Origin of the sequence: Stenotrophomonas sp. CFBP8980 (genome assembly GCF_034046095.1) — a bacterium.
GTDB classification, from domain to species: Bacteria; Pseudomonadota; Gammaproteobacteria; order Xanthomonadales; family Xanthomonadaceae; genus Stenotrophomonas; species Stenotrophomonas lacuserhaii.
Genome location: NZ_JAXCXF010000001.1, coordinates 1,209,693 through 1,235,009 on the forward strand (window position 1 = coordinate 1,209,693; position 25,317 = coordinate 1,235,009).

Below are 25,317 nucleotides of genomic sequence, written 5' to 3' on the forward strand. Positions count from 1 at the left end.
GGCGTTTTTGGTTTCCGTAGCGCCGAGCCATGCTCGGCGGCTTCTGTCCACCGCTGCGCTCGCCGAGCATGGCTCGGCGCTACCCCTGGATTGGCATGGTCTCGACTCCCTTGATCCAGAACGACATCGTCGTCTTCGGCCTGATCGCCGCCACCCTCGGTGCCGTGTTCTGGACCGCGTCGCGCCAGCAGGGCCCGTGGAAGCGCTTCTATGCCTTCGTGCCGGCGCTGCTGCTGTGCTATCTGTTGCCCGGCATCTACAACACGGTCGGCTTGATCGATGGCCAGAATACCCGGCTCTACAACCCGATCGCGCGTGACGTGCTGCTGCCGGCGGCACTGGTACTGCTGACCCTGGCGGTGGACATCAAGGCGATCCTGCGGCTGGGCCCGAAGCTGGTGCTGATGTACCTGGGTGCTTCGGCCAGCATCATGCTCGGTGCGGTGGTGGCGTTCCTGCTGATGCGCGCGCTGCACCCGGAAACCGTGGCCGGCGACACCTGGGCTGGCATGGCCGCGCTGGCCGGCAGCTGGATCGGCGGCGGTGCCAACATGCTGGCGATGCGCGAAGTGTTCGACGTCGATGCGACCACCTTCGGCCAGTTCGCGGTGGTGGACGTGGGCGTGGGCTATGTGTGGATGGCGGTACTGATCTTCCTGGCCGGGCGCTCGGCGAAGATCGATGCGCGCAGTGGCGCCGATACCTCCGCGATCGATGCGTTGAAGGAGCGGATCGCGCGGTTCCAGGCCGAGCACGAGCGCATTCCCACCCTGACCGACCTGATGTCGATCGTGGCGGTGGCCTTCGGTGGTGTCGGCCTGGCCCACGCCATCGGCGCCCCGCTGGCGGCCTGGTTCAAGCTGCATGTCAGCTGGGCGTCGCAGTTCAGCCTGGACGCGCCGTTCGTCTGGGTGGTGGTGTTGTCGACCACGCTGGGCCTGGGCCTGAGTTTCACCCGTGCGCGCACGCTGGAAGGCGTGGGCGCCTCGCGGGTGGGCTCGCTGCTGCTGTACTTCCTGATTGCCTGCATCGGCATGCAGATGGACCTGGTGGCGCTGCTGGACCGTCCGTGGTTGTTCGCGCTGGGGTTGATCTGGATTGCGGTGCACATCGTGCTGCTGTGGCTGCTGGCCAAGCTGCTGCACGTGCCGTTCTTCTACTTCGCCATCGGTTCGCAGAGCAATATCGGTGGGCCGGCATCGGCGCCGGTGGTGGCTGCGGCGTTCCATCCTGCGCTGGCGCCGGTGGGCGTGCTGCTGGGCACGATGGGGTATGCGACCGGCACGTACCTGGCGTACGTGGTGGGGATCACGTTGCGGGCGTTGGCGGGGCAGTAGTTTTTTGTCTGTTTGCATGGGGCGCCGGGGGAGGCGGGGATCAGCGGGACACGCCGCAAGTACGTCCATGTAGGCTACGTCGCCGCATCCCTGCGGCTCAGTGTCCCGCCGACCCCCGCCTCCCCCGGCGAGCCAGCATTGCGCCGGCGGAGGGAAAAAAAGAAAAAAGCAGGTAGCGCCGAGCCGTGCTCGGCGGAGTTCCTCCGTGGCCGTCAACAAAGAGCCGCCGAGCATGGCTCGGCGCTACCGCTCTTGCTTTTTTTCCTCCCCACCGGTCGCGCTGAGCTGGCAGGCGCCGGCGGAGGGGAAAAGAAAAAAGCAGAAGCAGGTAGCGCCGAGCCGTGCTCGGCGGAATCCCTCCGTGGCCGTCAAAGAGCCGCCGAGCATGGCTCGGCGCTACCGCTCTTGCTCTTCTTTTTCCCCAACGGTCGCGCTGAGCTGGCAGGCGCGGGTGGGGCAGGTTGCACGGGACACTGAGCCGCAGGGATGCGGCGACGTAGCCTACATGGACGTACTTGCGGCGTGTCCCGTGCAGCCTGGCCCGCCCGCGCCCTCGCAGTCCACGTAACTCGAAGCACGACTCAGCCGACCAACAACCCCCGTTCGACCAACCAAGCGCGCGCATCCTCGGCATCACCCTCGAACCACGCCCGCGTGGACCCCAACCGGTACGTGTACCCCCACGCATCCATGTCCGCCATCAGCTGCGCGCTGCCCACCCCCGGCAGCTCCGCCGCCAGCACGATCTGCAGGTAACAGGTCGCATCTTCTTCGGGCACCGAATCGGTGGCGTCGGTATGCACCAGCGCACGCCGCTCCGGCGGCAGCACGATCAGGTGGCAGGCTTCATGCAGCATCGAATGCACCGGCGTGTCATCGCGTACGTAGACATCGCTGGCGATGATGCCGGCCTCGGGCTCGCCCCAGTAACTGCCGGGGATCGGCTCACCGGCGGCCACGTGGTGCAGTTGCAGGCCATGCCCGGACAGCAGGCGCGCGGCATCGTCGAAGGCGATGTCGCCGACGCGGGTGACCGACGGTTCGGGGGCGGGTTCGTTCATGGCATCGAGCAGAAACCCCGCCCGCGGCTGGCGCGGGCAGGGCAGGGGATCAGGGCTTTTCGGGCCCTTCCGGCAAGGCGACGGAGATATCCAGCACGTCGTGCTGCCCGTCCTTGACCAGGTCGACCTTTACCGCATCGACATCGATGTTGACGTACTTGCGGATCACTTCCAGCAGCTCGCGCTGCATCAGCGGCAGGTAATCGGGACCGCCGCGGTGGCTGCGTTCCTGCGCGATGATGATCTGCAGGCGGTTCTTCGCTGTCTCGGCGGTGGTCTTCTTGGCTTTCAGGAAATCGAACAGGCCCATGCTTACCCTCCGAACAGCTTGCTGAAGAAGCCCTTCTTCTCCACGGCGGTGAAGCGCATCGGGCGGTCTTCGCCCATGATGCGCGCGACGGCATCGTCATAGGCCTGGCCGGCGGGTGACTCGCCGTCCAGGATGACCGGTTCGCCCTTGTTGGAGGCATTGAGCACATCGCCGGATTCGGGGATCACGCCGATGGCCTTCAGGCCCAGCACTTCTTCCACGTCGGTGATGCTCAGCATCTCGCCGGCTTCCACGCGCACCGGCGTGTAGCGGGTCAGCAGCAGGAAGGCCGGCACGTCATGGCCGTTTTCTGCCTTGTGGGTCTTCGAATCCAGCAGGCCGATGATGCGGTCGGAGTCGCGCACCGAAGACACTTCCGGGTTCACCACCACCACGGCGCGGTCGGCGAAATACATGGCCAGGAACGCGCCCTTTTCAATGCCGGCCGGCGAATCGCAGATGACATATTCAAAGCCATCGGCGGCCAGGTCCTTCAGGACCTTGCCCACGCCTTCCTGTGTCAGCGCATCCTTGTCGCGGGTCTGCGAGGCAGCCAGCACGTAAAGGTTGTCAAAGCGCTTGTCCTTGATCAGGGCCTGCTTGAGGGTGGCTTCGCCGTGCACGACGTTGACGAAGTCGTACACCACGCGGCGCTCGCAGCCCATGATGAGGTCGAGGTTGCGCAGGCCGACGTCGAAGTCGATCACCGCCACCTTCTTGCCACGACGTGCCAGGCCGCAGGCAAGGCTTGCGCTGGTGGTGGTCTTGCCGACGCCGCCCTTGCCGGAGGTGACTACGATGATTTCAGCCAAAGGACTTCTCCTGCTCTTGTTCTGGTTGGGGCTGCGACAAAGTCAATCCAGCGCAGCGATCTTGATCTGGTCCTGTTCCAGCCAGACCTGCACGGCCTTGCCGCGCAGGTTGTCCGGTACATCGTCCAATACCTTGTAGTGGCCGGCAATGGCCACCAGTTCGGCATGGAAATCGCGGCAGAAAATACGCGCCGCGGTATTGCCCTGGGCACCGGCCAGCGCGCGTCCGCGCAGGGTGCCGTAAATATGGATGCTGCCATCGGCGATCACTTCGGCGCCCGCGCCGACCGTGCCCATCACCGTGAGGTCGCAGTTTTCAGCGTACAGCTGCTGGCCCGAACGCACGTTGGCCAGCTGCATGCGGCCCGGCTTGGGGGTCTCACCCGGCACTGGCGCGGCGGCCAATGCGGCGACCGCGGGCGCGGCGCGGCGCGGTTCGCGCGCGGGAGCCGCCGGGGGGGCTGCACGGGGCGGGGCCGGCTCGGCGTCGGCACGTTCGTACTGTGCGCGGAACTTGGCCAGCAGCGGCAGGCCCAGCTGTTGGGACAGCAGTTCGATCTCCGAGGTGCCGTAGGCCAGTGCCACCGGCAGCACGCCGGCGCCACGCAGCCCGTCCAGCAGCGCCTTGGCGCTGGCCACGTCCGGGGTGCGGCTCAGGCCGCCGAAATCAAGGATCACCGCGGCGCGTCCGAACAGCTTGGGCGCGCGGTTGACCCGCTCGTTCATCTCCTGCACCAGACGCTCCACATCCATCGTGCGAATGCGCAGGTTGGCGATACCTACCTGGCCGATCTTCAGTTCACCGGCCTGTTCGTAATCCATGTTCACCGCCACCTCAAGTACCCGTCGACTGCTGGGCGGGGGCGGGCCGTTGCCGGCCACGCGCCCATGCCACGTCCGGCAGCTTGCCGCCGTAGGTATCACTCACCCAGGCATAGCTGCACAGTTCCTTGGCCAGCATGCTGGCGCGGACATCCACGTGCGGCATGGTGTTCTGGCCCAGTTCGCGGAAGCCGAAGCTGCCGTGGAAAAGCAGCGCCGCATCAGCGCCATGGTCCTGGAAGACCTCGCAGGTCATCTGCGGATAGCGCAGTTCGGCATAGCTCTGCGCATCGGCGTAGAACGCCCGGCCCACGCCACCACCGCGGCGGCGGCTGGCCACCACGATGCGGTCGATATAGAAGAAGCTGCTGGGCAGCTGCTGCTTGAACCAGGCGAAGTTGCTGCTGTCGTGCTGGCTCTCGCTGCCGAAGCCGATCAGGAACCCGGCCAGGTTGCCGTCGCGCTCGGCGACGCGGAAATACTCAGCGGTTTCATAGAACAGGTGCAGCCGGTGCGCGTCCAACGGCAGGATCGCCAGACCGGCGTTGTTGTTCAAGGCCAGGACGGAATCGAGCTCATGCTCGCGCACGTCGCGGATGACAATCGACATTGAGACTCCGTGGGGTGGTGCATGTTGCCCGTTGCGGGGCCCTTCCCACTGATTATTGCATGGGGGGGGCGCTGCCGGGGGAAACCGGGGCATGACTTCCGTGGGAGTGACGCAGGCCAGGTTCAGCCTAAGATGCAGGGATGTTGGGAGCCCTCAGTCATACCCGTGTCCTCCGCCTGGCTGGCCTGTTCACCTGGGTCATGGTCGGTCTTCCCCTGGTTTACTCGCAGATCGAGAACCTGCGTCGGCCGGCCAGCGACAACGGCGGGGCGGTGCTGTTGTTCGCCGCCTACCTGGTATTCGGCGGGGCCTACTTCCGGCTGACCCGCGACCTGCGCAGCGGCGGCCATGCCAGCTGGCTTGATCGCGGCATGCTGGTGCTGCTGACCATTTCCGCGCTGGGGGTGAGCTTCCTCAGCGGTTCCGGGCTGGGCAGCATCCTGATGATGGTGGCGGCCGGGGTCATCCCGTGGATGCTGCCGGCGCGCTATGGCGTGCTGTGGCTGCTGGTCAGCCAGCTGGCGGTGGCCCCCGTCTACTACGTGCTGCTGAGGTTCCCGCTGTTCGAAGCGGTCATGCAGTCGCTGCTGTATGGCGGCTTCTCCATGTTCATCTTCGTGACCAGCCTGGTCGCACGGCAGCAGACCGACGCCCGCGAGGAGCAGCGCCAGCTCAATACCGAACTGCGCGCCACCCGCGTACTGCTGGCTGAAAGCGCGCGGGTCAACGAGCGCACGCGCATCTCCCGCGAACTGCATGACCTGCTGGGCCACCACCTGACCGCGCTCAGCCTGAACCTGGAAGTGGCCGGCCACATCACCGAGGGCCGCGCTCAGGAGCACGTGCACCAGGCGCATACCCTGGCCAAGCTGCTGCTTACCGACGTGCGCGAGGCGGTCAGCCAGCTGCGCGACAGCGGGGCGATCGACCTGGCTGCGGCGCTGCGCCCGTTGACCCAGCGCGTGCCCTCGCTGGACGTCCACCTGGACGTGCCCAGTCCGCTGAACGTGGAAGACCCCGAGCGGGCCCACGTGCTGTTGCGGTGCACCCAGGAAATCATCACCAATGCGGTGCGCCACGCCGGTGCGCGCAACCTGTGGATCACCGTCCGCCGCGAAGCCGGCGGGGTCAGCCTGGAGGCGCGTGACGATGGGAACGGCGCTGATGGCATCATGGTGGGCAATGGCCTGCGCGGAATGCGCGAGCGCCTGCAACAATGTGGTGGAGAGCTGCAGATTGAAACCCACCGGGGACAGGGCTTCCGCCTGCGTGCCTCGGTTCCTGGTGTCCCAGCGTTGGCGCTGAGCACCGCACCTGAAGGAGTTCGTTGATGATTCGCGTCTGCCTGGTCGACGACCAAACCCTGGTGCGGCAGGGGATCCGCTCACTGCTGGCGCTGGACGATGGCATCGAGGTGATCGCCGAGGCGGCGGATGGGCGCCAGGCCGTGGAGATCATTCCGCAGGTCAAGCCGGACGTGGTGCTGATGGACATGCGCATGCCCGCCATGTCCGGGCTGGAGGCATTGCAGATGCTGTCCAAGCTGGAGCAGCTGCCGCCGACCATCATCCTGACCACCTTCGACGACGACCAGCTGGTGCTGGCCGGGCTGAAGGCCGGTGCCAAGGGCTACCTGCTCAAGGACGTGACCCTGGACCAGCTGGTGGGAGCGATCCGCACCGTGTCCGAAGGCGGGTCGCTGGTGCAGCCGGCGGTGACCCAGCGGCTGCTCTCCGGGCTGGAGCACATGCGCAACGAGTTCGTCAGCCTGGACCGCCCGGATCCGCTGACCGATCGCGAAACCGAGATCCTGCGGCTGATGGCCAGCGGTTTCTCCAACAAGGAAATCGCCAATTCGCTGGGCGTGGCCGAGGGCACGATCAAGAACCACGTGTCCAATATCCTGTCCAAACTGGGCGTGCGCGACCGGACCCGTGCCGTGCTCAAGGCATTCGAGCTTCAATTGGTCTGAAAACCGTTCAACGGCGGGGGTTTACCGATAATATGGACCGGTAACCTCCGTCTGCCCCCTACTGGTGGGTGGCCCATGTGCGCTACCCTTCGGCCCCTTGTCTGTACAAATCGGTTGTCGACACGGAAACCGGTGGTCCAAACCAGATCAACAAAGCCAACGAAGCTGCTAGGATTGGCGCTTCGCTTCACTCAACCCGGCCGTGGGATCGGCCCCGGAGACTTCTGAATGACCCGTATTATCGAGTTCCTGATCGCCTTGGGGATCGTGGCTGGCCTGTTCGTCATCATTGGCGTGGTCCTCCCGGGCGAGCGCCATATTTCGGAAAGCATCGAGACCAACCGCAAGATGACGATCGTGTACGACACGGTCAACAGCCTGCGTCGCTTCAAGGATTGGAACCCCCTCCTGCTGCGTGATCCCGCTACCGACCTGAAGTTCTCCGGCCCGGCTGCCGGCGTCGGCGCCACCCTGGACTACGCGTCCAAGGACCTGGGCAACGGCACCTGGAAGATCACCGAGAGCGAGCAGAACAAGCGCGTCGCCATCGCCATCGAAGACGCCACCAAGGGTCACGACAAGACGACCGCCTTCATCCTGGAGCCGACCGGCAAGGATGGCCGCAACGTCAAGATCACCCAGGAATACAACGTCAAGTATGGCTTCGACCTGTTTGGTCGTTACGCCGGCCTGTACGTCAGCCGCCACATCGGTGACGACCTGAAGATGGGTCTGTCGCGCATGGCGAACATGCTGGCCACCGTGCCGAACGTGGACTACCGCACCGCCGAAGCACCGCTGAACGACCTGGCCATCGTCGATGTCCCCGCCGAAGACCTGCTGGTGGTCACCGCGGGCAACGTGGATCGTGGCGAAGCCACCATCACCAAGTCCATCGCTGACAACCAAGAATGGATCAAGCGCGTGATGGAGGCCAACGACCTCGAAGCCGTCGGCCCGTTCCGCATCATCACCACCGATTTCGGTGCCGAGAAGTACGCCTTCGACGTCGCCCAGCCGGTGAAGAAGAAGGGTACCGAAGGCGTGCCGGCCGAAGAGCTGGCGGTCAAGATCGATGGTGGCGCCCCGGTGAAGTACGTCCGCGTTGCTCCGCACCGTTCGGCCCATGCGACCTACACCGGTCACGTGGCTGGCCTGGACGTTGCCCGCAATGCACTGCGCGCCTGGTCGGTGACCGGCGGCAACGAAGTGATCGACCGTCCGTACGAGACCTGGAATGGTGGCGTGCAGAAGTCCTTCACTCCGGAAGGTACGTACGACATCTACTGGGCCGTCAAGTAAATCTGGACGCCTGATGTAACGTAGAAAACAAAAACGCGCCGCATCTTGCGGCGCGTTTTTTTTTGGCATTGCTGGAAAAGGAGTGGACATGTTTGCGATTGATCGACGCGCGCGCAGGCCCTCGTTGCTGGCCTGCCTCGGTGCGCTGCTGGCAGCGGCTTCCATCGGCCTGTCCGCCTATGCCTCGCACGGCGTCAGCGAGCCCCTGGCGCAACAGCACCTCAACATGGCCGCGTTGTATGCCTTTGCCCACGGTGCGGTGCTGGCGGCGCTGGGGCCGCGTGCCACGGCCACGTTCGGTCGGCTGGCGCTGTACGTGATCCTGCTCGGCACGCTGCTGTTCGCCGGCAGCCTGGCCGGCAATGCGCTGTGGCAGTGGTCCACGCGGCTGGCGCCGGTGGGTGGCATGGCGCTGATGCTGGGTTGGGCGCTGGTGGCCATCGATGCGCTGAGGCGCTGAGCCATGCCCCGCTTCGCGCGCGGCTTCGACGTGGAGCAGGCGCACGCCTGGCTTGCCCGGAGTGACCGCCGGCTGGCGGCGTGGATGCGCCGACTGGGTCCGCTGCCGGCGCCGGAGGGCTGGCGGAAATCATTCGATCCGGTCGATGCACTGGCCAGGGCGATCCTGTTCCAGCAGCTCAGCGGCAAGGCCGCCTCGACGATCGTGGGGCGGGTGGAGGCGGCCATCGGCAGTGCCCGCCTGCATGCCGATACGCTGGGCCGCATCGACGATGTGGCGCTGCGCGCGTGCGGGGTGTCGGGCAACAAGGCACTGGCGCTGCGTGACCTGGCCCTGCGCGAGTCCGCCGGCGAGATTCCCAGCCTGCGGCGGATGGCGGTGATGGAACACGAGGCGATCATCCAGGCGCTGGTGCCGGTGCGTGGCATCGGCCGCTGGACGGTGGAGATGATGCTCATGTTCCGGCTGGGCCGCCCGGACATCCTGCCGTTGGATGACCTGGGCATCCGCAAGGGCGCCCAGCGCGTGGACAAGGCCGAGCTGATGCCCACGCCGAAGGCGCTCGCCCTGCGCGGTGAAAAGTGGGGGCCTTACCGCACCTACGCCAGCCTGTACCTGTGGCGCATCGCCGATTTCAGCGAAGGCCCGGCCATCAAGACCAACCGCTCCCAAGACTGACCAACCCGGTAGTGACGACCGTTGGTCGTCAGCGCGCTGCCGCTGCGCTCGCCGAGCATGGCTCGGCGCTACCGGTTGCCGATCCTGCCTTGGGTGGGTGACGACCGCTGGTCGTCACGCTCTTCAGCTGCCGCACCAGCGCCAATGCCACGGCTCATGCACGATCCCATGCGGATTCCCGCGCGGATAACTCATCCGGAACCCATGCTCCGCCGCGTGTTCCTGCAGCCACGCGTACGCCGCCGTCTCTTCAAACGACGCCTCGGCCGGCGGATCCCCCGGCATCCCGATATCCAGCGCCATTCCGCTGTGGTGCTCGCTGAATCCGGGCGCGGCATTGACCTTCAGGATCTCCGCCACCTGCTGGCCGCGCGCCAGTTTGCGTTCGAAAATACCCAGCTGGTAATCGTGGCTGCGGTAACCCGAAATCGCGTCCAGCGTGATGCCTTCACGTGCCGCCTGCAGGCGCATGCGTCGCCACGCCTGCGCTGCTGCACGGCGCAGCCACAGCGGCCGGCCGAAGCGGTCGCGCCCGGCCAAGTGCAGCAGCACCGGCTCGGCTTCCAGTGCCAGGCCGGTGTCGGCGGCATACGCATCGGCGTCCAGTCCCAGCTGCTCCAGGCGTTCGTGCAGGCCCTGGGGTGAGAGCAGCCGCTGCTCCAGCGGCCCGCTGCCGCGTTGCGGGTTCAGCCAGGACAGCGCGTCCAGTGCCTCGGCGGCACCGGGTTCCTGCGGCAGGTGTGGAATCAGCGAGTGCACGCCGTGATCGAAGATGGCGGCCAGGTAGCGGCCATCACGTTTGCGCCGCAGCACCCAACGGGCACGCGCCAGCAGGCGTGCATCGGCGTTGCCATGGGCGCGCAGCAGCGCGGACGGCCACGCTTCGATGGCATCGGTATTGAGCAGCAGGGGCAGGGATCTGGACATGCGCCCAGCTTAGCGCGGACGGCCGGGAGGCGTGGCGGCCCGGCGCAGCGCGTCCAGCAGCGATTGCGGTTCGGCCAGGCTCAGCAACAGGGTCGGTCCGTCGCGCACCGGAATCACCAGCACGCGGTGCACATCGGTCACCAATGCAAAGCCCTTGCCACCGCCGTGCAGGCGATAGTGTCCGGAGTGGAAGCCCGGCATGCTGTAGGCGTTGATCTTGTGCCGCAGGCCATGCCGCTGGTCCTGTTTAAGGTCTACCACGGCGGCGTTCGGCAGGTCCATGTGCTCCACCGGGGTGCGCTTTCGGTAGAACGTGGAATGGACGCTCAGCACGCTGCCATCCAGCTCCACCCGGCGCCGGAAGAACAGCCAGCACAGCAGCACGGTCAGCAGCGCGGCGATGGCCAGGCTCCACGCTGCGCTGCCGTGCAGGGTGAAGTAGGGCGGGGTGAGCGTGACCGCGAACGGCATCGCGCCGGCTTCGACAGGCTGCCGCAGGGGATACAAGGTGAGGCCGACGAACAGCAGCAACGGCGCGATGATCCACAGCAGCCGCAGTGGCGAGCCATCACTGACCGCGAAGCGGCGGGGATCACTGCCGCCGCTCATCGCTGCGCCTCGATCCAGCGTGCGGCGTCGTCGATCAGCTGCGGATCGACATGGCCGGGCTGGGTGTATTCCTTCAGCGAACCGGGGCCGCTGCCGGCGATGCCGATATGGTTCAACGACGGGTAGCGTTTCCACTGCACATCGCTGCGCCCCTGCAGTGCCGCCTGCCAGAGCGTCCAATCGGTGTCGGGCACCTGGAAATCGCGGCCGCCGTGCAGCATCAGCAGCGGCTTGCGCAGGGCCCTGGCGTCGGCGCGTGCGTCCACCGCTTCGATGCTCTTCCAGAAGTCCTGCGGCACGCCCAACGGCAGCGCACTGGCAGCAGCAGGTGTGGCGCTGCGCGCCGCGGCGATCTGCGTATCGAGTGTGTCCAGGAACGCCTGTTCCGCCGCGCTGATGCTGCCGTCCAGATTCAACAGGTAGCGGTTCTGTTCGGGCAGCAGGTCCAGCAGGGTGCGCGCGGGTGCGGCCCACAGGATCGCCCCGCGTGCCTGCGGCCAGCGCGTGGCAATGCGGGGAGCGAGCATGCCGCCCTGGCTGTGGCCGAGCACGAACACCCGCTGGCCATCGATGCGCGGATCCGCCGCGAGTGCAGTCAACGCAGCGATCGCATCGTCGGTGGTTTCGTCGTCGACATCGAACGGCTGCTGGAAATCCTGCGGCCGCGCCTTGCTGCGCTTGTCATAGCGCAGCACGGCGATGCCGTGTGCGGCCAGTCCCCGCGCGATGTCCATGAAGGGCCGGTTCGCGCCGATGGTTTCATCGCGATCCTGCGGGCCGGATCCGTGCACCAGCACCACGGCCGGGAACGGGCCCTTGCCGTGGGGCAGGGCCAGCGTGCCCGGCAACGCACCGCGTGCCTGCGGCACGTTGAAATCCAGCTCGCGGTAGTTCGCATCGGCCGGTGGCGGAGCCGCCTTTTCGGCCGCTGCCGGGCGCAGCAGCAGGCCGGCGACCTGGTCCTGTGCATCCACCGCGACCTGCGCGTTGACCGCCGCGCCGGCAAAGCGCAACGGCACCTCCACCAGGTGCATGCCCTGCTGCTTGCTCACCGTCGGCTGGCCGCGCTGCTGCAGTTCGCCCAGTGAATTCCACAGCGCCTGCAGGCGATCAGCCGGCGCGGCCGAGGCCATCGCCGGGGTCAGCATGGCGGCGGTGTCCTGCACGCGGCCGGCCTGCAGGTTATCCAGCAATTGCGTGGCCACCTGCGCCGGTTCGGCGGCGGTGGCGATCCCGGCCAGCAGCGAAAGCGTGGTGGCGACCAACATGCGCGGCGCGCGCCTGCCCAGGTTCCTGCTCATTGCTTGCTCTCCTGCGAGGGGGTGGGTTTCGGCAGCCGTCCGGCCTTGCGCAAGGCATCGCGCAGCATGTATTCGATCTGGGCGTTGAGGCTGCGCAGCTCGTCGTCGGCCCAACGCTGCGTCGCGGCCAGGACATCGGCGTTGATGCGCAGTGGATAGGCTTTCTTCTCGCTCATGGATACTCCTGGCTCAACGGCGGGTTCCGGCCAGCGGCCGGCAGGACACCGTCATACCGGCTCAGTACAAGGAGCCGGCGTTGACCACCGGCTGGGTGCCGCGGTCGGAACACAACACCGTCAGCAGGTTGCTCACCATGTGCGCCTTGCGCTCTTCGTCCAACTGCACCACGCCGTTCTTCTGCAGTTCGGCCAGTGCCATTTCCACCATGCCCACCGCACCGGCCACGATCCGCGTGCGGGCGGCGATCACCGCATTGGCCTGCTGGCGCTGCAGCATGGCCTGGGCGATTTCCGCAGCGTAGGCGAGGTGGCTGATGCGCGCGTCGATGATCTGCACACCGGCATCGGCCAGACGTTCGGCCAGTTCATTCTTCAGGTGCAGCGAAATCTCGCTGGCATGGCTGCGCAGGGCCAGCTGGCCTTCTTCGTGCTGGTCATACGGATAGCTGGTGGCCATCGCACGCAGCGCGGACTCGGACTGGATATGCACGAAGCTTTCGTAGTCGTCCACGTTGTACACCGCCTCGGAGGCATCCACCACCTGCCACACGATCACCGCGGCGATCTCGATCGGGCTGCCGTCCAGCTCGTTGACCTTCAGCTTGCCGCTTTCGAAGTTGCGCACGCGCTGGCTCACCCGGCGCTTGGAAAAGAACGGGTTGTTCCAGCGCAGGCCGTTGTCCTTGACCGTGCCGACGTACTTGCCGAAAAGGCTCAGCACCGCGGCCTGGTTGGGTTGCACGGTGTACAGGCCAGCCAAGGACAGCAGGGCCAGGAGCATCACCAGAACGCTGCCCAACAGCAGCATCGGGGCAGGGCGCATCCCGTTCGCGCCCGTGGCGCCGAGCAGGAACACCACGCCGGCAAGGCCGGCGATGAGCACAACGGCGGCCAGCACGGCCAAGCCGTTGAGGGAGCGGATCGGCTTCTCTTTCATGACGGCACATCCTTGAGGGTCTGGATTGGAAGATATCAAATTGATATCACTCCACAAGTGCCGTTCGTCGGCAGCAAAGGGGCGACCGGCTAGAATGACCGTCCGCCTTCGCCTCGACGCTGGAACGCCACCATGTCCGCATTTGGAACTCCGTTGTCCCCCTCCGCCACCCGCGTGTTGCTGCTGGGATCGGGCGAACTTGGCAAGGAAGTGGCCATCGAGCTGCAGCGCCTGGGCGTGGAAGTGATCGCCGCCGACCGTTACGCCGACGCGCCGGCGATGCAGGTCGCGCACCGCGCGCACGTGATCGACATGCTGGATGCGATGGCCCTGCGCGAGCTGATCGCGCTGGAAAAACCGCATCTGGTGGTGCCGGAAATCGAGGCCATCCACACCGAGACGCTGGTGCAGCTGGAGCAGGAACAGGGCCTGCGCGTGGTACCCACCGCGCGTGCCGCGCGGCTGACCATGGACCGCGAAGGCATCCGCCGGTTGGCGGCGGAAACGCTGGGCCTGCCGACCTCGCCCTATCGTTTCGTGGATACCGAAGCGGAGTACACCGCCGCCGTGCAGGCGATCGGCCTGCCGTGCGTGGTCAAGCCGGTGATGTCTTCATCGGGCAAGGGCCAGAGCACGCTGCGCAGCGAAGCCGACGTCGCCCCGGCCTGGGCCTATGCGCAGACCGGTGGACGCGCTGGTGCCGGACGCTGCATCGTCGAGGGCTTCATCGATTTCGATTACGAGATCACCCTGCTGACCGTGCGGCATGCAGGCGGCACCTCGTTCTGCGCGCCGATCGGCCACCTGCAGAAGGACGGTGATTACCGCGAAAGCTGGCAGCCGCAGGCGATGTCCGCCGCGGCGCTGGCACGCGCCGAGGAGATTTCCCGGGCCATCACCGATGACCTCGGCGGCTGGGGACTGTTCGGTGTGGAGCTGTTCGTGAAGGGCGACGAGGTGTGGTTCAGCGAAGTGTCGCCGCGCCCGCATGACACCGGCCTGGTCACCCTGGTGTCGCAGGAACTGAGCGAGTTCGCGCTGCACGCGCGCGCGATCCTCGGCCTGCCGATCCCGGTGATCCGCCAGAGCGGCGCCAGTGCGTCCTGCGCGCTGCTGGCCCACGGCGAGGGTGTGCCGTACTTCACCGATGTCGCCGCCGCGCTGCAGGTGCCGGACACCGCCGTGCGCCTGTTTGGCAAGCCCAGCGTGCACGGCCACCGTCGCGTTGGCGTCACCCTGGCGCGCGCCGACAGCACCGACCAGGCCCGCGCGATCGCCCGCGATGCCGCCGCCGCCATCGGCGTCACCCTGAAGCCCTGACTTACTTCACGTCGGCCCAGACCAGATGGTGATCGCTGCCGTCAGCGATCTTCGCTTCGTCCGTGCCTTCGGCCGGCCAGAACACGCCGCCGCCGACGTAGGCGAAGCCGACCGAGGGCAGCACGTAGTCCAGCCGCATCGTGCCGGACTTCGGGCCGAAATCGCCGGTGGCGTGCTGCGGGGCGCCGCGACGGGCGATGCCCTTGGCGGCGTAGGCCAAGCTGGTCTGCTCGCCGCCGATGCTGGACGGGGTGGCATGGCGCAGCACGCGCGGGTTTTCGATCAGTTCCAGGATGCCTTCGTGCCGGCCATCGCCGTCCACCGGGTCGTTGTTGAGGTCGCCCAAGATCACGAAGCGCGCGTCCTGCGCCAGTCCGCCGCAGCGCTGCTGGTCGTCGCACAGCCACGGCTTGTCACCGGCTGACAGATACTCCTGCCACAGCTTCAGCTCGTCGTGGTTGCGCGCGGCGTTGCGCTTTTCCGGGCCGTCGAACACCGGCGGGGTGGGGTGGGATACCAGTGCGTGCACCACGCCCGACGGCGTGCGCACCGGCACGTCCCAGTGCGATTTGGACGACAGCCGCAGCTGCGACCACACCGCATCGGAATAGAAGCTCTTTCCGGTGCGCGGGTCGATCGGGCGGATCGCGCCGGGCAGGGTGTTCCACTTCAGCAGCTGGAAGCTGCGCACCTGGGTTTCGTCGATCGGATAGCGCGACAGCACCAGCATGCCGTACTGGCCCGGGTGCAGGCCGTAGCCCCACGCGTCGTTGCCGCGGGCGCGGCCTTCGCCGCCCACTTCGCCATTGTTGTCCAGGTCCAGCCCGCTCTGCACGCCGGTGTTGACCGGGGCGAGATAGCGGTAGGCAAAGTTCAGCGGCTCACCACCACCGGGCTGGGCCACGGCCAGGTAACGCTGCTGGAACAGATCGGCGGCGCGGTGCGCGTCGTCGTAGTCGAATTCGTTGAGCAGCACCAGGTCCGGGCGCACCTGCTGCAGCACCGCGGCGATCTTGCGCGCGTGCGTGCTGTCGCCTTCCAGTTCGGCGATCAGCCCGCCGGTCTGGTCGGAGTACAGCGAGGTGTTGTAGGTGGCCAGGCGCAGGGCGGTAGAGGCATCAGGCATCGCGGCGGCACGCTCGGGGGTCTGGGCGCAGGCGCTGCACAGCAGGGCCACGGCGACGGTCAGGGCGGAGAGGCTGAAGGCAGGAATTTTCATGGCCGGTATTGTGCACCCGCGCCTGTGTCAGCGGCTTGTCAGCGTCCGGCCAGTTCGCCGTCGAATTCGTTCCAGCGCCGGCCGTCGTAGGCTTCCAGCGGGCGGAACCGGCGCTTGTAATCCATCTTCAGGTGGTCGCGGATCCAATACCCCAGATACAGGTGGGGCAGCGATTCGCGCTGCGCCCAGGCCACCTGCTGCAGGATCGCGAAGGTGCCCAGCCCGCGCTGTGCGTGGTCCGGGTCGAAGAAGGTATAGACCGCCGACAGGCCTTGATCGGTGACGTCGGTGACGGCCACGCCGATCAGTTCGCCCGGCCCGCCCTGCGGTGGCGGCAGGCGGATTTCCAGGAAGCGCGTCCGCGACCAGCTGCCGATCAGGAACTGCTCGAACTCGTGCGGGCCATGGGTGTCCATGCCGCCGTTGGCATGCCGATGGGCCAGGTAGCGGTGGTACAGCGTGAACAGTTCCTCGCGGGGGGCGGCGGCGGTGATGCGCACTTCCAGGTCGGCATTGCGCGCCACGCAGCGGCGCTGGCTGCGGTCCGGGGCGAAGCGCTGCACGGGAATGCGAACCGCCACGCAGGCATGGCACTGGGCGCAGTGCGGGCGATAGACCAGGTCGCCACTGCGACGGAAGCCCCAGCTCAGCGCCATCGGGTACAGGCCGCCCAGGCGGCGGTCATGCGGGTCCAGCACCAGGTCGCGCGCGATCCGCTCCGGCCAGTAGCCGCAGGGGTGCTCGCCGGTCTGGAAGAGCCTCAGTTCGTCGTCGCGGTCGCCGTGTATCGCCATGCCCACAGCATAACGTCCGGCTGTCGCAGTGGCCGCGACTGTCTGCCAAATGAACGCGCCCGGGCTGTCTGTCAACCGCTGCGGCGGCCACGCGTTGTCTTCCTTCGAGGGTGATTGAAAAACACCCCGTCCCCTTCTACTGGAGTGACCCCATGACCCTGCGTACCCCCCTGCTGCTGGCCCTGCTGCTGAGCACCTCCGCCACCGGCATCGCCCTGGCTGCCGATGCGCCGCCGGCGCCTCAGCGCCCGGTCAAGCTGGACACCAACAACGACGGTTTCATCGATCGCACCGAAGCCGCCGCCGCTCCGCGTCTGGCCGCACGCTTCGACCAGCTGGACACCAACAAGGACGGCAAGCTGTCCCGCGAAGAACGGCCGCGCGGCAAGCACGGGCATCGTGGCCCGGGGCGCGGCCATGCCGAGCAGCTGGCCCGTCTGGATACCAACAAGGACGGTCGCATCAGCCGCCAGGAGGCCGCTGCCGATCCGCGCCTGGCCGGGCGCTTCGACCAGATGGACCTCAACAAGGATGGCTACCTGGACAAGGCCGACCGCGAGCTGCGCATGAAGCAGCACCGTGATGCCTGGTTCACCGCGGCCGACACCAACAAGGATGGCCAGCTGAGCAAGGCCGAGTTCGATGCGGCCAAGGGCCCGATGCGTGGCCCGCGCCACGAGGGTCATGGGCCGAAGGGTCCGGTACGGCCGTTGTAAGACTGACGGCCAGCGGCCGTCACTACCGGGTTTCGAGTGCGGTGACGGCCTCTGGTCGTCACCGCTTCGGATTACAGCGCGCCGTTTTTCCACAACAGCCAGCACACCATGAGCAAGGCCGCCAAGGCCGCCCCGATCATGCCGTGCTTGCCGTACAGCGCCTCGTATTTCCAGTTGCGCTGACCCTGCAGCCCGCGCCGCTCTGCATCGCGGTCGATCAGCGGCTGCATGATCCGCCGCAGCGGCACCAGGCACTGCCAGCACACCAGCGACAGGCCCGCGAACAGGGCGAACAGGCCCACCCACGCCGGCAGCGCCAGCAGTGACATGACCAGTACCGTTACGCAGACCACCAGCGCGGTGAAGGTGTTGAGGTGCACGAAGCGCCGGATCCGCGCGCGTTCCTGCGGCGATTCCGCGAAGGACATCAGGTAGCGGCCGCCCAGATAGCTGAAAACCGTCCCGCCGACCACCGCGCCGATCATCGCGCCCACGTTGACGTGGTCGACGAAGCCCGGAAACTGGCCCGCCGCCGCGGTAAGCGACCCCATCGCCGTTCCCGCCGAGGCGCTGGCACCGCCCAGGCCGAGCTTGCTGCCGCCCACGCCCACGCCGGTACCCAGGGCCACGATCGCTGCGCTGGCCGTTCCCGGAGCGGCCACCATCAGCATCGACACCACCGTGGTGGCGAACGCTGCACCGGGCGCGCTGCTGCGCGCGAACTCGCCGAAACGCTGCAGCAGGCCTTCGCGCACCCTGCCGCGGGCGCGGGAAAGCCGCTTGCGCACGGCCGCATCGCTGAGCCCGAGCAGGCTGGCGACGTGCTGGGAACGCTGGCCTTCGCGGTAGTACAGCAGCAGCACTTCGCGGCTCTCCTCGGGCAGCGCGGAGATGATGTCCTCGGCGGCGACTTCTTCTTCGATGCGCAGCAGGCGATCGGCCGCGCCGGGGGCGGGATCGGCAGCCATGTTGATCGCCAGCTCTGCTGCTTCGCCCGAAAGCGGACGGCCGCGCTGGCTGCGCAGCCAGTCGCGGGCCAGGTTGCGGGTGATCTGGCGCAGCCACGGCATGAAGCTGGAGGGATTGCGCAGCTGGCGCAGCTGCTGCCAGGCGCGCACGAACGCTTCCTGGGCGATGTCTTCGCTGGCGTGGCGGTCGCGGGTGATGGCCAGGGCGATGGCGGTCACCGTGTTCTGGCAGGCCACCACGATGCGCCCGTAGGCATGCTGGCAGCCATCGGCCGCGGCGGGCAGCTCGCGGTGCAGGGTGTCGTCGAGGCTGGCGGCTACTGCGGTCATGGGCGGCGCTCCTGCGGGGATTGTGTCCCAAGACGGAGCGCGGCGCAGGATGTGACCGGTGGTCGTCACCCACCAGGGCAGGCGCAGGCATCGGACGGCCAGCGGCCGTCACTACCGGCTCAGGGTTGCGGCGCGGAGGGCTGGATGCGCACGCGGACTTCTTCTTCCTCAACCGGCGCGGCCGGTGCGGCGGGCTGCTGTTGCGGAGCAGGTGCAGGAGCGGGCGCCGGGACGGCCGGCTGCTTTGCGCTGCGATGGCCCATCCCGATGAACAATGCCACGCCGGCAATCACCACCAACAGCGCGATACGGATGCGCCAGGCCCAGCCGCGGCCGTTGGACGGCGCTTCGGTTTCGCGGAAGGCGAACTCGGCGGTCGGGTGGTCGCGGCGGGTGGTGTCGAGCAGCCGCGCATCACGCAGGATCTCGCGCGCACGCGGCTGGTCGTCCGCGCGCACCACCCATACCGTGGGGTGGCGGATGTTCTTGCTCTGGTCGAGGTAGCTGAACTGCCCGCGGCGCTTGGTGTGGTACGTGCGCCCATCGGTCACGCGCACTTCGATTTCGTGGCTGCGCAGCAGTTCGGCCACGCCTTCCACGGTTTCCACGCGCTGGCTGCTGAAAATCTGTCTCATGGCGCGTTCCTCAGTCCTTGGCCGGCACGGCAGCAGCGGCGGCGCTGTCAGGCACCACGCGGATCAAGCCTTCCTGCGCGGTACTTGCCACGAGGCGACCGTGGCGGTCGAAGAACTGGCCACGTGCCAGCCCACGCGAATCCTGCGCGCTCGGGCTGTCCAGCGCATACAGCAGCCAGTCGTCGGCGCGGAACGGACGGTGGAACCAGATCGCGTGGTCCAACGATGCCATCTGCACGTGCGGCTGGTAGTAGCTGATGCCGTGCGGGAAGGTCGCCGTGCCCAGCAGATGGAAATCCGAGGCGTAGGCCAACAGCGCCTGATGCAGTTCCGGTGCATCGCCGACCGGTTCGGTCAGGCGGAACCAGACCTGGTGGTAGGGCGGGCGCTTGGGCGGGTTGAGTTCATCGCGCGGATAGACGTGGCGGAACTCGAACGGGCCACCCCGCGACAGCCAGCGCTGCACCTTGATCGGCAACCGGTCCAGCACGTCCTGCGGCAGCGGACGGTTGGGTTCCAGGTCTTCCGGCTGCGGCACTTCGGGCATCTTGTGCTGGTGCTCGGCGCCGCTTTCCTCCTGCTGGAAAGAGGCCGCGCAGAAGAAGATCACCTTGCCGTGCTGGATCGCGGTCACCCGGCGTACCGAGAAACTGCCGCCATCGCGGGTGCGGTCCACGTCGTAGACGATGGGGTGGTCGATATTGCCGGCACGCAGGAAATACGCGTGCAGCGAATGCACGTGGCGCCCGTTTTCCACCGTGGCCTGGGCGGCGGCCAGCGCCTGGCCCAGCACCTGCCCGCCGAACACGTACTTGGTGCCGATGTCGCGGCTCTGGCCACGGAACAGGTTGTCTTCCAACCGCTCCAGGGTGAGCAGGTCGATCAATTCGGAGACGACGGGTTCGTGCGTGTCGTTCAAGGGGGACGGCCGGTGTCGGAACAGGCGGTGATTATAGCCGGGCGGCCGTTCAGCAGCCCCCGGCAGGTGCTGCCGGCGGTTGCCCGGTGGCTCAGCCCTTGCCGAGCCGGGCCACCAGCGCCTGCAGTGCCTGCTGCGCATCCGGCGCATACCAGGCTTCGACGAAGCGATCCAGGCGGATCAGGTCCGGGTGCAGGGCTTCATGCAGGTCCTGGCGGGCGATCGCGCGGGTCAACAGCATCGGCTGGCGTGGCATCTTCAGCAGCCGCTGCAGCCAGGCCACCGCGCGTGGCACGACCAGGTCGCCGTCGGCCAGCTCATCCACCAGGCCGATCTGCAGGGCCTGCTCGGCCGGCACCATGGCGGCGGTGGTCAGCAGGATCCCGGCGCGGTGCATGCCCACGGCGCGGCGCAGCAGGCGCTGGATGCCCTCCGGTGCCACCAGGCCTACCTGCACTTCATTCAGGCCGATGGCGAACGGCTGCGCCGTATCAGTGCTACGCGCCATCACCCGGTAGTCGCAGCACAGGGCCAGCACGCAGCCACCGGCCGGGGCGTGCCCGGTCAGTGCGGCCACCACCGGGATGCGGCTTTCGGCCAGCGTGCGTACCGCGCCGAAGAAGGCGTTCCAGCTGTCCAGCAGGGCATGCTGGTCGTCGCCATGCGACAGCAGGTGGGGCACGTCCATGCCGCCGGTGAATACCCTTTCGTTGCCTGACAGCACCAGTCCGTGCACGTCTTCGGCCATGGCCTGTTCGACGGCGTGGATCAACTGCCGGCAGAGGTCGGTGTCCAGCGCATTGACCGGCGGCCGCGCCAGGCGCAGTTCGCGGATCGGTCCATGGTTGTACACCTCGATGAGCGTGGTCATGCTGCGATCTCTTGCCGGGAGGGAACGTGGTCCGATGATAACCAAACCATGCGTTGGCGTACTGTTCGCGTTGTGTGCAGTGGCAGCATCGGGAGTGGCGCTGGCCGCGCCGGTGGAGTGCCTGCAGTTGAAAGACGGATGGGCGCGGTTGCCGCCTAGCGCGGCGATGAAGATGACCGCCGGCTACGGCACGATCCACAACACCTGCGCCACTGCCGTGACGATCATCGGCGCGCGCAGCGTGGCCTTCGGGGAAGTGTCATTGCATGAAACCACGCTGCAGGGCGACGTCAGCCGCATGCAGCACCTGCACCATCTGGCGTTGCCGGCCGGTGCGACGGTGGAGCTCAAGCCCGGTGGCAAGCACCTGATGCTGATGCAGGGCAAGGCCGCGCTGAAGGACGGGCAGGCAGTGCCGCTGGTGCTGCAGCTGGAAGGCGGCGGTGAAGCGGCCGCGACGCTGCAGGTGCGCGCCACCGGACGCTGATGACGGCCAGCGGCCGTCTCTACCCGTCGGGACCGGTAGCGCCGAGCCATGCTCGGCGAGCGCAGCGGCAGTGCAGGCGCATGACGGCCAGCGGCCGTCACTACCTCAGGTGGAGGCGTTGCGTACGGCGTCGGGAAGCGGGGCGCTCTTGCCGGTCTGGGTGTCCATCCACACCACCACTACGTTGCCGTCCGAATACAGGCGTGATTCGTCCTGCTGGTCAACGATGCGGTGGCCGATGGTGACGCTGCTGTTGCCCAGCCGTTCCACGAACAGTTCCACCAGGATGTCGTTGGGCCACACGATCGGCAGCCGGTAATTGACGTTGGTGGCGGCCACCACCGGGGCAATGCGGTCGGTCATCGCCACGCCTTCCACGCCCAGCATCCAGCGCACGCGCGCTTCTTCCAGATAGGAAATGTACTTGGCGTTGTTGACGTGGCCCATGCTGTCCATGTCGCGCCAGCGCACGCTGATCGGGATGCGGGCGAGGATCTTGTGCTCGGTGCTCATCAGGCGTCCTTCTTCTTGCGCGTAGCGGTGGTCTTGGTCGTGGTGGATTTGCTGGGAGCGCCGGTGCTCTTGGCCGCGGCGGCCTTCTTCTTCGGCTCCGGCTTCACCTTGCGCGGCGGACGCGCATCAGGCTTGTTGGCCACCGCTGCCGGCTTGTCCGGGCGCGCGCTGACCGAGGGCAGCATCTTGGCCAGGAACTGGCCGGTGTAGGAGGTCGGGCAGGCCGCCACGTCTTCCGGGGTGCCGGTGACCAGGATGGTGCCACCGCGATGGCCACCTTCCGGACCGAGGTCGACGATCCAGTCGGCGGTCTTGATGACGTCCAGGTTGTGCTCGATCACCACCACCGTGTTGCCTTCGTCGCGCAGCTTGTGCAGTACGCCCAGCAGCGCTTCGATGTCATGGAAATGCAGGCCGGTGGTCGGCTCGTCCAGGATGTACAGCGTGCGCCCGGTATCGCGGCGCGACAGCTCCTTGGACAGCTTCACGCGCTGCGCTTCACCGCCGGACAGCGTGGTCGCGCTCTGGCCCAGCTTGATGTAGCTCAGGCCCACGTCGACCAGCGTTTCCAGCTTGCGCGCGATGCTCGGCACCGGCTCGAACAGCTTCAGTGCATCTTCGACGGTCATCTGCAGCACGTCGTTGATGTTGTAGCCCTTGTACAGGATCTCCAGCGTCTCACGGTTGTAGCGCTTGCCATGGCAGACATCGCAGGGCACGTACACGTCCGGCAGGAAGTGCATCTCCACCTTGATCAGGCCATCGCCCTGGCAGGCTTCGCAGCGGCCGCCGCGCACGTTGAAGCTGAAGCGGCCCGGTGAATAGCCGCGCGCACGTGCTTCGGGCACCTGGGCGTACAGTTCGCGCAGGGGGGTGAACAGGCCGGTGTAGGTGGCCGGGTTCGAACGCGGGGTGCGACCGATCGGCGACTGGTCGATGTCCACCACCTTGTCGAACAGGTCCAGCCCGTCGATTTCCTTGTACGGGGCGATATCGTGCGATGCGCCGTTGATCTCGTTGGCGGCCAGCGAGAACAGCGTGTCGTTGATCAGCGTCGATTTGCCCGAACCGGACACGCCGGTGATGCAGGTCATCAGGCCCGCCGGAATGGCCAGGTCGACGTTCTTCAGGTTGTTGCCGCTGGCCCCGCGCAGGTGCAGGGTCATCTTCGGGTTCGGCTTGTGCCGGCGTGCCGGGATCTCGATCGCACGCTTGCCCGACAGGTACTGGCCGGTCAGCGAGCGCGGCGCGTCCAGGATGTCCTGCAGGCTGCCCTGGCCGACGATCTCACCGCCATGCACGCCTGCACCCGGACCAATATCGAGCACGTAGTCGGCCAGGCGGATCGCATCTTCATCATGCTCCACCACGATCACCGTGTTGCCGAGGTCGCGCAGGCGGGTGAGGGTGCCGAGCAGACGCTCGTTGTCGCGCTGGTGCAGGCCGATGGACGGCTCATCCAGCACGTACATCACGCCGACCAGACCGGCGCCGATCTGCGAGGCCAGGCGGATGCGCTGGGCTTCGCCGCCGGACAGCGTATCGGCCTTGCGCTCCAGGCTGAGGTAATCCAGGCCCACGTCGACCAGGAAGCCCAGTCGTTCGCCGATCTCCTTGACGATCTTGCTGGCGATCTCGCCACGCCAGCCGGGCAGGCTCAGCGTGCTGAAGAATTTCAGTGCTTCGTCGATCGGCATCACCACCAGGTCCGGCAGCGGGCGGTCGGCCACGAACACGTTGCGCGCGGCGCGGTTCAGGCGCGCGCCCTTGCACTCCGGGCAGCTCTGTTCGCTGATGTACTTGCCCAGCTCTTCCTGCACCGCCGCCGATTCGGTTTCCTTGTAGCGGCGTTCCAGGTTGGGAATGATGCCTTCGAAGCGGTGCTTGCGCTGGGTGCGCCCACCGGCTTCGGTGAAGTAGGTGAAGCTGATGGTTTCATCGCCGCTGCCGTACAGCACGGCCTTCTGTACGCTGGCCGGCAGGGTGTTCCAGGCCGCGTCCACGTCGAACTTGTAGTGCTTGGCCAGCGAGGCGATCAGCTGGAAATAATAGGCATTGCGACGGTCCCAGCCGCGCACCGCACCGGCCGACAACGGCAGCTCGGGATGCACGACCACGCGCGAGGGATCGAAGAACTCGGCCATGCCCAGGCCATCGCAGCCGGGGCAGGCGCCCATCGGCGCATTGAACGAGAACAGGCGCGGTTCCAGCTCCGGCAGCGAGTAATCGCAGACCGGGCAGGAGTACTTGGAGGAAAACAGGGCCGGCGCGGTCTCAGGGTTGTCCAGCGACTGCACCGACACCATGCCGTCGCCCAGCTTCAGTGCGGTTTCGAAACTCTCGGCCAGGCGCTGCTTGATGTCCTCGCGCGGGCGGAAGCGGTCGATGACTGCTTCGATGGTGTGCTTCTGGCGCAGCGCCAGCGGCGGCACCTCATCGATTTCATACAGCACGCCATCCACGCGCACGCGCACATAGCCCTGCGCGCGCATCTGGTCGAACACCTGGGCATGTTCGCCCTTGCGGTCGCGGATCACCGGTGCCAGCAGCATGTAGCGCTGTTCCGGGTCCAGGGTCAGCACGTGGTCGACCATCTGGCTGACGGTCTGCGCCTCCAGCGGATAGCCGTGGTCGGGGCAGCGCGGGGTGCCCACGCGTGCATACAGCAGGCGCAGGTAGTCGTAGATTTCAGTGATGGTGCCGACGGTCGACCGCGGGTTGTGCGAGGTCGATTTCTGCTCGATCGAGATGGCCGGGGACAGGCCTTCGATGTGGTCCAGGTCCGGCTTTTCCATCACGCTGAGGAACTGGCGGGCATAGGCCGACAGCGATTCCACGTAACGGCGTTGGCCCTCGGCGTAGATGGTGTCGAAGGCCAGCGAGGACTTGCCCGATCCGGACAGGCCGGTAATCACGATCAGCTTGTCACGCGGCAGATCGAGATCGATGTTCTTGAGGTTGTGCGTCCGCGCGCCGCGGATGCGGATGAAATCCATCGCCATGGGGGATCCGGTGTTGGGGGCTTGGGCTGGGGCCCGGCCAGCAGGAAGGGCGTCGGGGAGGGCAATCAAGCAGCCTACCGAGCAGACCAGATGGGGGCAATGGGCGACAATGCCAGCCGCCTGTCGCAGCACATGAGACTGACGTACAGGGTGATGAAGGCCTTGTCGCGCCTGGGTTTGCGGGGTGTGGGGGAGGGTTGACCGGGGCCGGGTGTGCCGGTACAAT

General features: G+C 67.0%; 27 protein-coding genes. 9 read left to right on the forward strand and 18 right to left on the reverse strand.

Going from position 1 to position 25,317, the window contains the following annotated elements; all coding sequences use genetic code 11:
• The first annotated feature begins 95 nt into the window (after window positions 1-95).
• Window positions 96-1,337: a DUF819 family protein gene (locus tag SOM47_RS05330; protein ID WP_320504961.1), complete on the forward strand. Its 1,242-nt coding sequence runs from the start codon at window positions 96-98 to the stop codon at window positions 1,335-1,337.
• A 581-nt stretch (window positions 1,338-1,918) separates the two neighbouring features.
• Here the strand turns inward: SOM47_RS05330 and SOM47_RS05335 are convergent.
• Genes SOM47_RS05335 through SOM47_RS05355 form a run of 5 tightly spaced genes read right to left on the reverse strand, consistent with a single transcriptional unit; the run spans window position 1,919 to window position 4,952 of the window.
• A complete protein-coding gene (locus SOM47_RS05335) occupies window positions 1,919-2,398 on the reverse strand; it encodes a hypothetical protein (protein ID WP_320504962.1) in 480 nt (159 codons plus the stop codon).
• Between the two features lie 49 nt (window positions 2,399-2,447).
• Window positions 2,448-2,708 (reverse strand): cell division topological specificity factor MinE, encoded by a 261-nt coding sequence (minE, locus tag SOM47_RS05340; protein ID WP_042615170.1) that lies wholly within the window; start codon window positions 2,706-2,708, stop codon window positions 2,448-2,450.
• A 2-nt stretch (window positions 2,709-2,710) separates the two neighbouring features.
• Complete coding sequence (minD, locus tag SOM47_RS05345) at window positions 2,711-3,520, reverse strand: septum site-determining protein MinD (protein WP_042615169.1); 810 nt, start codon at window positions 3,518-3,520, stop codon at window positions 2,711-2,713.
• A gap of 42 nt (window positions 3,521-3,562) precedes the next feature.
• Entirely contained in the window at window positions 3,563-4,342 is a 780-nt protein-coding gene (gene minC, locus SOM47_RS05350) for a septum site-determining protein MinC (protein ID WP_042615174.1), read from the reverse strand.
• A gap of 13 nt (window positions 4,343-4,355) precedes the next feature.
• Window positions 4,356-4,952, reverse strand: a complete 597-nt coding sequence (locus SOM47_RS05355; protein WP_042615168.1) for a GNAT family N-acetyltransferase — start codon at window positions 4,950-4,952, stop codon at window positions 4,356-4,358.
• 140 nt (window positions 4,953-5,092) lie between these two features.
• Here SOM47_RS05355 and SOM47_RS05360 point away from each other — a divergent pair, with 140 nt between their 5' ends.
• From SOM47_RS05360 to SOM47_RS05380, 5 genes are all read left to right on the forward strand, one after another.
• Window positions 5,093-6,283: a sensor histidine kinase gene (locus SOM47_RS05360; protein ID WP_042615167.1), complete on the forward strand. Its 1,191-nt coding sequence runs from the start codon at window positions 5,093-5,095 to the stop codon at window positions 6,281-6,283.
• Window positions 6,283-6,924, forward strand: a complete 642-nt coding sequence (locus SOM47_RS05365; protein ID WP_042615166.1) for a response regulator — start codon at window positions 6,283-6,285, stop codon at window positions 6,922-6,924. The genes SOM47_RS05360 and SOM47_RS05365 overlap by 1 nt, the downstream gene beginning before the upstream one ends.
• Window positions 6,925-7,152: 228 nt before the next feature.
• A complete protein-coding gene (locus SOM47_RS05370; protein ID WP_192083126.1) occupies window positions 7,153-8,226 on the forward strand; it encodes a polyketide cyclase in 1,074 nt (357 codons plus the stop codon).
• An 88-nt stretch (window positions 8,227-8,314) separates the two neighbouring features.
• Entirely contained in the window at window positions 8,315-8,686 is a 372-nt protein-coding gene (locus SOM47_RS05375; RefSeq protein ID WP_192083127.1) for a DUF423 domain-containing protein, read from the forward strand.
• Between the two features lie 3 nt (window positions 8,687-8,689).
• A complete protein-coding gene (locus SOM47_RS05380; RefSeq protein ID WP_192083128.1) occupies window positions 8,690-9,364 on the forward strand; it encodes a DNA-3-methyladenine glycosylase family protein in 675 nt (224 codons plus the stop codon).
• A 123-nt stretch (window positions 9,365-9,487) separates the two neighbouring features.
• On the opposite strand, the gene SOM47_RS05385 is transcribed toward SOM47_RS05380, so the two are convergent.
• From SOM47_RS05385 to SOM47_RS05405, 5 genes are all read right to left on the reverse strand, one after another.
• Window positions 9,488-10,291 carry a M15 family metallopeptidase gene (locus tag SOM47_RS05385; RefSeq protein ID WP_192083129.1) on the reverse strand — a complete coding sequence of 268 codons (804 nt, stop codon included), beginning with the start codon at window positions 10,289-10,291 and terminating at the stop codon, window positions 9,488-9,490.
• Between the two features lie 9 nt (window positions 10,292-10,300).
• On the reverse strand, window positions 10,301-10,900 hold the full coding sequence (locus SOM47_RS05390) for a hypothetical protein (protein ID WP_192083130.1): 600 nt from the start codon (window positions 10,898-10,900) through the stop codon (window positions 10,301-10,303).
• Window positions 10,897-12,201 carry an alpha/beta hydrolase family protein gene (locus SOM47_RS05395; protein WP_249404316.1) on the reverse strand — a complete coding sequence of 435 codons (1,305 nt, stop codon included), beginning with the start codon at window positions 12,199-12,201 and terminating at the stop codon, window positions 10,897-10,899. Before SOM47_RS05395 ends, SOM47_RS05390 begins: the two co-directional genes overlap by 4 nt.
• Window positions 12,198-12,377, reverse strand: coding sequence for a type II toxin-antitoxin system antitoxin (locus tag SOM47_RS05400; protein WP_042615160.1), 180 nt, complete (start codon window positions 12,375-12,377; stop codon window positions 12,198-12,200). Before SOM47_RS05400 ends, SOM47_RS05395 begins: the two co-directional genes overlap by 4 nt.
• 61 nt (window positions 12,378-12,438) lie before the next feature.
• Entirely contained in the window at window positions 12,439-13,317 is an 879-nt protein-coding gene (locus tag SOM47_RS05405; RefSeq protein WP_320504963.1) for an SPFH domain-containing protein, read from the reverse strand.
• Between the two features lie 132 nt (window positions 13,318-13,449).
• On the opposite strand from SOM47_RS05405, the gene purT reads away from it, so the two are divergent.
• Window positions 13,450-14,637: a formate-dependent phosphoribosylglycinamide formyltransferase gene (gene purT, locus SOM47_RS05410; protein WP_320504964.1), complete on the forward strand. Its 1,188-nt coding sequence runs from the start codon at window positions 13,450-13,452 to the stop codon at window positions 14,635-14,637.
• A gap of 1 nt (window position 14,638) precedes the next feature.
• On the opposite strand, the gene SOM47_RS05415 is transcribed toward purT, so the two are convergent.
• Together SOM47_RS05415 and SOM47_RS05420 are read right to left on the reverse strand one after the other, a co-directional pair.
• Window positions 14,639-15,856 (reverse strand): endonuclease/exonuclease/phosphatase family protein, encoded by a 1,218-nt coding sequence (locus tag SOM47_RS05415; protein WP_320504965.1) that lies wholly within the window; start codon window positions 15,854-15,856, stop codon window positions 14,639-14,641.
• 38 nt (window positions 15,857-15,894) lie between these two features.
• Window positions 15,895-16,650, reverse strand: coding sequence for an arginyltransferase (locus tag SOM47_RS05420; RefSeq protein WP_320504966.1), 756 nt, complete (start codon window positions 16,648-16,650; stop codon window positions 15,895-15,897).
• 152 nt (window positions 16,651-16,802) lie between these two features.
• Between SOM47_RS05420 and SOM47_RS05425 the strand changes: the two genes are divergently transcribed.
• Window positions 16,803-17,366, forward strand: a complete 564-nt coding sequence (locus SOM47_RS05425; RefSeq protein WP_042615155.1) for an EF-hand domain-containing protein — start codon at window positions 16,803-16,805, stop codon at window positions 17,364-17,366.
• Window positions 17,367-17,437: 71 nt separating this feature from the next.
• On the opposite strand, the gene SOM47_RS05430 is transcribed toward SOM47_RS05425, so the two are convergent.
• From SOM47_RS05430 to SOM47_RS05445, 4 genes are all read right to left on the reverse strand, one after another.
• The gene (locus SOM47_RS05430; RefSeq protein ID WP_320504967.1) at window positions 17,438-18,664 is read right to left on the reverse strand and encodes an RNA polymerase sigma factor; all 1,227 of its coding nucleotides are present in this window, start codon (window positions 18,662-18,664) and stop codon (window positions 17,438-17,440) included.
• 119 nt (window positions 18,665-18,783) lie between these two features.
• The gene (locus tag SOM47_RS05435; protein ID WP_320504968.1) at window positions 18,784-19,299 is read right to left on the reverse strand and encodes a pathogenicity-like protein; all 516 of its coding nucleotides are present in this window, start codon (window positions 19,297-19,299) and stop codon (window positions 18,784-18,786) included.
• Window positions 19,300-19,309: 10 nt separating this feature from the next.
• Window positions 19,310-20,218, reverse strand: coding sequence for an acyl-CoA thioesterase II (tesB, locus tag SOM47_RS05440; RefSeq protein ID WP_042615152.1), 909 nt, complete (start codon window positions 20,216-20,218; stop codon window positions 19,310-19,312).
• Between the two features lie 91 nt (window positions 20,219-20,309).
• On the reverse strand, window positions 20,310-21,089 hold the full coding sequence (locus tag SOM47_RS05445) for an enoyl-CoA hydratase/isomerase family protein (protein WP_320504969.1): 780 nt from the start codon (window positions 21,087-21,089) through the stop codon (window positions 20,310-20,312).
• Window positions 21,090-21,123: 34 nt separating this feature from the next.
• On the opposite strand from SOM47_RS05445, the gene SOM47_RS05450 reads away from it, so the two are divergent.
• Entirely contained in the window at window positions 21,124-21,576 is a 453-nt protein-coding gene (locus SOM47_RS05450) for a copper chaperone PCu(A)C (protein ID WP_042615150.1), read from the forward strand.
• A 105-nt stretch (window positions 21,577-21,681) separates the two neighbouring features.
• On the opposite strand, the gene SOM47_RS05455 is transcribed toward SOM47_RS05450, so the two are convergent.
• Together SOM47_RS05455 and uvrA are read right to left on the reverse strand one after the other, a co-directional pair.
• Entirely contained in the window at window positions 21,682-22,089 is a 408-nt protein-coding gene (locus SOM47_RS05455; RefSeq protein WP_042615149.1) for an acyl-CoA thioesterase, read from the reverse strand.
• Entirely contained in the window at window positions 22,089-25,091 is a 3,003-nt protein-coding gene (gene uvrA / locus SOM47_RS05460) for an excinuclease ABC subunit UvrA (RefSeq protein WP_192083138.1), read from the reverse strand. Before uvrA ends, SOM47_RS05455 begins: the two co-directional genes overlap by 1 nt.
• Window positions 25,092-25,317 lie beyond the last annotated feature (226 nt).